General features: G+C 72.4%; 6 protein-coding genes. 2 read left to right on the forward strand and 4 right to left on the reverse strand.

From position 1 onward, the window contains the following. From ACWJ6R_RS28475 to ACWJ6R_RS28485, 3 genes are all read right to left on the reverse strand, one after another. Positions 1-1,286: protein kinase domain-containing protein (locus ACWJ6R_RS28475; protein ID WP_449065179.1), on the reverse strand; the 1,286-nt coding region annotated here is incomplete at its 3' end. Between the two features lie 183 nt (positions 1,287-1,469). Then, positions 1,470-1,748, reverse strand: a complete 279-nt coding sequence (gene pspAA, locus ACWJ6R_RS28480; protein WP_449065180.1) for a PspA-associated protein PspAA — start codon at positions 1,746-1,748, stop codon at positions 1,470-1,472. Beyond that, positions 1,745-2,596: a PspA/IM30 family protein gene (locus ACWJ6R_RS28485; protein WP_449065181.1), complete on the reverse strand. Its 852-nt coding sequence runs from the start codon at positions 2,594-2,596 to the stop codon at positions 1,745-1,747. Before ACWJ6R_RS28485 ends, pspAA begins: the two co-directional genes overlap by 4 nt. A 146-nt stretch (positions 2,597-2,742) precedes the next feature. Here ACWJ6R_RS28485 and ACWJ6R_RS28490 point away from each other — a divergent pair, with 146 nt between their 5' ends. After that, entirely contained in the window at positions 2,743-3,351 is a 609-nt protein-coding gene (locus tag ACWJ6R_RS28490; protein WP_449065182.1) for a DUF3043 domain-containing protein, read from the forward strand. 45 nt (positions 3,352-3,396) lie between these two features. Here ACWJ6R_RS28490 and ACWJ6R_RS28495 read toward each other — a convergent pair whose 3' ends face one another. Next, positions 3,397-4,386, reverse strand: a complete 990-nt coding sequence (locus ACWJ6R_RS28495) for an SMI1/KNR4 family protein (protein WP_449065183.1) — start codon at positions 4,384-4,386, stop codon at positions 3,397-3,399. A gap of 449 nt (positions 4,387-4,835) precedes the next feature. Here ACWJ6R_RS28495 and ACWJ6R_RS28500 point away from each other — a divergent pair, with 449 nt between their 5' ends. Next, complete coding sequence (locus ACWJ6R_RS28500) at positions 4,836-5,834, forward strand: aldo/keto reductase family protein (protein ID WP_449065184.1); 999 nt, start codon at positions 4,836-4,838, stop codon at positions 5,832-5,834. Positions 5,835-5,904 lie beyond the last annotated feature (70 nt).

The raw sequence follows: 5,904 nt of genomic DNA on the forward strand, positions 1-5,904 counted from the left end.
GCCCGCCGGTCCTCCGTACGGCGCGGCGCCCTGCGGCGGGACGCCGTAAGGCGGCTGCTGGCCGTACCCGCCGGGCCCCGGGTACGGCGCCTGCCCACCGGGGGCCGTCGGCTGCGCGAACACGCCGCCTGGGTGCCCCTCGGAGCCGGGATAGGGCACGGTGCCCTGCGGCGGGACGCCGTACGTGGTCTGCCCGAAACCGCCGGGGCCGGTCTGGTGCGGCGGGTAGCCGCCCGGTCCCGCCTGCTGCGGGAAGCCCCCCGGACCGGTCTGCTGCGGATGGCCGCCGGGACCGGCCTGATGGGCGAACCCGCCCGGTCCGGCCGGGTGGGCGAAGCCTCCGGGCCCGGTCTGGTGCGGCGGGTGGCTCTGGGCGCCCTGCGGGTGGGGGAAGCCGTCCGGGCCGGACCGGTCTGCTGGGCGGCCGCGGCCGAGCCTTCGGCGAGGATGCCCTGGGGTGGGACCGGGGGCGCGCCGCCCGTCGCGCCCGCGCCGCTGTGGCCGAGCAGGCGCATCAGCGCCTCGCTCGCCGTCGGGCGGAGCTTGGCGTCCTTGGCCAGGCAGTCGCCCACCAGCTCGCGCAGGGCCGCGTCGGCGATCGCCGACAGGTCCGGCTCGGCGTTCATGATGCGGTTGAAGATCGCCGGCAGGCTGTCGGTGCCGAACGGCGGCGCCCCGGTGGCGGCGAAGACCATGGTGCAGCCCCAGGCGAACATGTCGGCGGCCGAACCGGCCGCCTCGCCCGCGAGCTGCTCGGGGGTCATGTAGGAGGGGGTGCCGATCGCCATCGCGGTCAGCGTCGAGGTCCGGTCCAGGGCCTTGGCGATGCCGAAGTCGATGACGCGGGGGCCGTCGGGCGCGAGCAGCACGTTGGACGGCTTGAAGTCGCGGTGCACGATCCCCGCCTGGTGGATCGCGACGAGCGCGGTGACCGTGCCGATCGCGAGCCGGTGCAGCGCGGAGCCCGAGCGCGGGCCCTCCGCCGCCACGACCGCGTCGAGCGTCGGCCCGTCGATGTACTCGCTGACGATGTACGGGCGGTGCTGGTCCACTCCGGTGTCCAGCACCGCGGCGGTGCAGAACGGCGAGACGCGCTGGGTCGTGCTGACCTCGCGAACGAAACGTTCCAAAGCCTCCTCGTCCTGCGCGAGGTCGGCGCGGAGCAGCTTGACCGCGACACGCGCTCCCGACTCGGACTCACCGAGGTAGACCGTTCCCTGGCCCCCCTCGCCGAGGCGCGCGGTGAGCCGGTACTCGCGCACCCGCTCGGGATCCCCGGGGCGCAAGGGCGCAAGGTCCGGCATAGCGACACCCTCTCTCACTGGGCTTTTTCTGTCCCATTGTGAGGGCAAATCTCCATAACCTGCACATCAACCCCGGGACAGGGGTACAGAAAAGGCCCACCCGACGCCGGGAGGGCCCGGCCCGGGGCGGAGTCGCTCCGCTCCGGGCATCCGTGAGAAAACGCGCTATCCGGGGATCAGGCCCTCGTCCCCCAGCATCTCCCGGACCTCCTCCATCGAGGCGTCGGCCGGCGGCAGGATCAGCTCCGACGGCTCCAGGCTCTCGTCCGGCAGCTCCCTGCCGACCTCGCGGACCTTGTCCAGCAGGGCGTGCAGCCGGCCACGGAACGTCTCCTCGTCCCCCGCCTGGATGGCCGCCTCCAGCTCGCCGTCCAGCTTGTTGAGGACCGTGAGGTCGTCGGCGGCGATCTCGATCTGCCCCTCGCCCATGATGCGAACGATCACTGGCCCTCCCCCGGCTGGCGGTACTGCTGGGTCGGCTGCGGCTGGCCGTACGGCTCGGCCTGCGGCTGCGGCTGCTGCTGGTACTGCTGCTGCGGGGCCGGCTGCTGCTGCGGCTGGCCCTGTTCGATCGCGCTCTTCGGCGCGGGCGCCTGGCCCAGCTCGGCCTTCATCCGGGCGATCTCCAGCTCCACGTCGGTGCCGCCGCCCATCCGGTCCAGCTCCGCCTGGATGTCGTCGCCGCGCGACCCGCTGAAGTCGTCCAGCGCGCCGCTGGCGAGCAGCTCGTCGATGGCCCCGGCGCGCGCCTGCATCTGCGCGGTCTTGTCCTCGGCGCGCTGGATCGCCAGGCCGACGTCGCCCATCTCCTCGGAGATGCCGGAGAAGGCCTCGTTGATCCGCGTCTGCGCCTCGGCCGCGGTGTAGGTGGCCTTGATGGTCTCCTTGCGCGTGCGGAAGGCGTCGACCTTGGCCTGGAGGCGGTGCGAGGCGTGGGTGAGCTTCTCCTCCTCCGCCTGCAGGTTGTCGTGCTGCACCCTCAAGTCGGCGATCTGGGTCTGCAGGCCGTTGCGGCGGGTCAGCGCCTCGCGGGCGAGGTCCTCACGGCCCACGCTCAGCGCCTTGCGCCCCTGCTCCTCCAGCTTGCGCGCCTGCGCCTCGATCTGGTTGATCTGCAGCTCGACCCTCTTGCGCGAGGTTGCGACATCGGCCACGCCCCGGCGCACCTTCTGCAGCAGCTCCAGCTGCCGCTGATAGGAGTAGTCCAAGGTCTGGCGCGGATCCTCCATCTTGTCCAGGGCCTCATTGGCCTTGGACTTGAAGATCATGGAAAGTCTCTTCATCACGCTCATGCGCGTCGGCCGTCCCCTTCTTCAAATGCGCTTCGGGCCACCCCAGTGATTCCGGCCCCCGGGAAGAGCGGCGGAGCCACATAGGGTTCACCCTACGCATAACGCACGGGGGCGTCACTAAGTTGCAGTCCCGGTAGGCTGACCTTGTGTTCCGACGTACCCAGACCACCGCGGACGATTCCCCCGTCTCCGCCACCGATCCTAAGCCTGCGGGCAAGGGGCGTCCCACACCCAAGCGCCGGGACGCCGAAGGCCGTCGCCGCCAGCCGGTGAACGCTCCCAAGAACCGCAAGGAGGCCTACAAGAACCTCCGCGACCGCCAGGCCGCCGACCGCGCCAAGGCCCGCGAGGGCATGATGCGCGGCGACGAGCGCTACTTCCCGGCCCGCGACCGGGGGCCGGTCCGCAGGTTCGCCCGCGACTGGGTCGACTCCCGCCGCCTGGTCAGCCAGTACTTCCTGCCGTTCTCCCTGGCCATCCTGCTGCTCACCTGGATCCCCTTCCCGGTCGCCGTCCGCGGGCAGGTCACCGCGGCCGTGATCGGGATCGGCTGGCCGCTCATGATGCTCGGCGTCCTGTTCACCTCGATCTGGGTGTCCTGGAAGGTCAAGAAACTCGCCGCCGAGAAGTTCCCCGGCGAGAGCCTGCGGGGCGTCGGCTTCTACGCGGCGATGCGCGCGCTGCAGATCCGCAAGCTGCGCTTCCCGCCGCCGCAGTTCCTCCCCGGCGGCAAGCCGGTCCCGCCGAAGAAGTAGGACCCGCCGCCGAGCCCCGCCCCTCCGCGAGGAGCGGCGGGGCCGTCAGGCGTCCTCGACCTCCCAGGAGAGCTCCCCCTCCACCACCACCGGCCGCCAGTAGCCGATGGGCCCTCCGCTCTCCAGCGCGTCGGCGGTCATCCGCAGCAACGCGTGGTGGGAGCGGATCGGCACGTCCCCCGGGGCGAACCCGAGGCTCCCCTCATGGTCGGACTCCCCGACGTCGCGCCGGACCGAGTCGATCACCAGATGGTTCCCGAGCCCGTCCGCGCCGATTGGGATCATCCGCCCGTCCCACCATGCCGTACGGGGATCACCGGCCTCGTCCTCGCCGTCGATCGCGCACAGGCTCCGCCAGGTGTCGCGGATCGTGCGCACGTCCGCGATCCGGTACAGGAAGAAGGGGAAGCCCCAGGCCCTCCCGCTGCTCCTGGCCCCGTTGTGCCGGAGCAGGGAGGCCTTCAGGTCGTCGGGGAAGCGCAGGCCCATCTGCGCCTCGGCGACCGCGATCGTGCGGGCACGGGCGGGACCGGCCAGCGTGCGGTAGGTCTCGGGCGCGTTGGCCTTCAGCCACCGCTCGATGCGCGCCCACTGCCGGTTCACCGCCCGGACCGTCCTCGGGTCCGGTCTCCGCACCGCCGCCGCCGTGCGCACGGCCGGGGCGCAGTCCCGGTCGGGGGCCGCTCCGTACGGCTCCGCCCCCTCGGGAGCGCCGGCCTCACCGGTGTCGTCGGAGACGGGAGGCGGGACCGAGGGCGGCGCGGACTCCACGAAGGCGGTGCCCCTGCCCTCGCCCGCTCCGTCGCTCCATGCCTCGTCCTCGATCCGTTCGCCCTCGCCGCAGTGGACGAGCCCCGGTTCCCCGTGCCCTCCGGCCGTCTCCGGCGGATCGCACAGCCCCGTGGCGAACCCGTATGTGACCTCCGTGGCGGGTTCCTTGGAGAAGACCGCCGTCTCCAGCGCCTGGGCCGCGAAGACCAGCACGCACAGGGTGATCGCGGCGGAGCCCCAGCGCACCACGCGCCGGCGGGTCACCTCGTCCAGGGGCGGCCTCGGCGTTCTCGGCGGCAACGGCTTCGGCTCGTACCGCCTGCGCGCGAAACGCGCCAGGTCGGCGGCCGTCGGAGCACCGAGGATCGGGGCGGGCGGCCACGGCGCAGGGGTCTCCCGTCCCGGCGGGGAGCCCTGCGCGGAGTCCGGCGCGAGCCCCCGTGTGGAGCCGTGCGCGGAGTCCGATGCGGGCCCTCGCGGCCGGTTCCCCCGTCCGCCGGGACTCCGCGTCCCGCGGACCGTCCCCTCCTCCGGCGCCGCCGCGCGCCGGAGGGGGGCCGGACGGCGGCGCAGGCGCACGGCCACGGCCACCACCGCGACGAGAGCCGCCGTCGCGAGCGCGAGCCGTACCCATCTATAAGTGATCAAATGCCGCACGCCGGGCAGAGTATCCCGGATCAGATCTTCAGCCGGCGCCTACTAGGGTCGAAGACATGGAATTCCGTCACCTCGGCCGCAGCGGTCTCATGGTCAGTGAGATCAGCTACGGCAATTGGATCACGCACGGCTCCCAGGTCGAGGAGGACGCCGCCAAGGAATGTGTGCAGGCGGCGCTCGACGAGGGGATCACCACCTTCGACACCGCCGACGTGTACGCCGGGACCAAGGCGGAGGAAGTGCTCGGCCGCGCGCTCAAGGGCGTGCGCCGGGAGTCGCTGGAGATCTTCACCAAGGTCTACTGGCCGACGGGCACCGGCCCCAACGACCGAGGGCTGTCCCGCAAGCACATCACCGAGTCGATCCACGGCTCGCTGCGCCGCCTGCAGACCGACTACGTCGACCTGTACCAGGCGCACCGGTTCGACCACGAGACGCCCCTCGAGGAGACCCTCAAGACCTTCGACGACCTGGTCCGCCAGGGCAAGGTCCTCTACGTGGGCGTCAGCGAGTGGAACGCCGAGCAGATCGCCGCGGCGCTGAAGATCGCCGACGAGATGGGCTTCGACCGCCTGGTCTCCAACCAGCCGCAGTACTCCATGCTGTGGCGGGTCATCGAGGCCGAGGTCGTGCCGCTGTGCCAGCAGGAGGGCCTCGGCCAGGTCGTCTGGTCGCCGATCGCCCAGGGCGTGCTCACCGGCAAGTACCTGCCGGGCCGGCCGCCGCCCGCCGGCTCGCGGGCCACCGACCCGACCGGGGGCAACTTCATCTCCCGGATGCTCTCCGACGACGTGCTCACCCGCGTCCAGGAGCTCAAGCCGATCGCCGCCGACCTCGGCCTGACCATGGCCCAGCTCGCGGTGGCATGGGTGCTGCAGAACCCGAACGTCTCCTCCGCCATCGTCGGCGCGACCAAGCCCGAGCAGGTCCGGGACAACGTCAAGGCGGCCGGGGTGAAGCTGGACGCCGAGGTGCTGAAGAAGATCGACGACGTGCTGGACCCGATCGTCGAGCGCGACCCGGCCAAGACCGTCAGCCCGCCCAAGCGCCCGTAGCCGCGGCGGCGATGCGGGGACGTCCCAGGGCGGCCCCGCTCTGCGCAGTGGGCGCCGCCCACGGCCGCGA

It is taken from the genome of Planomonospora algeriensis, from assembly GCF_977012225.1.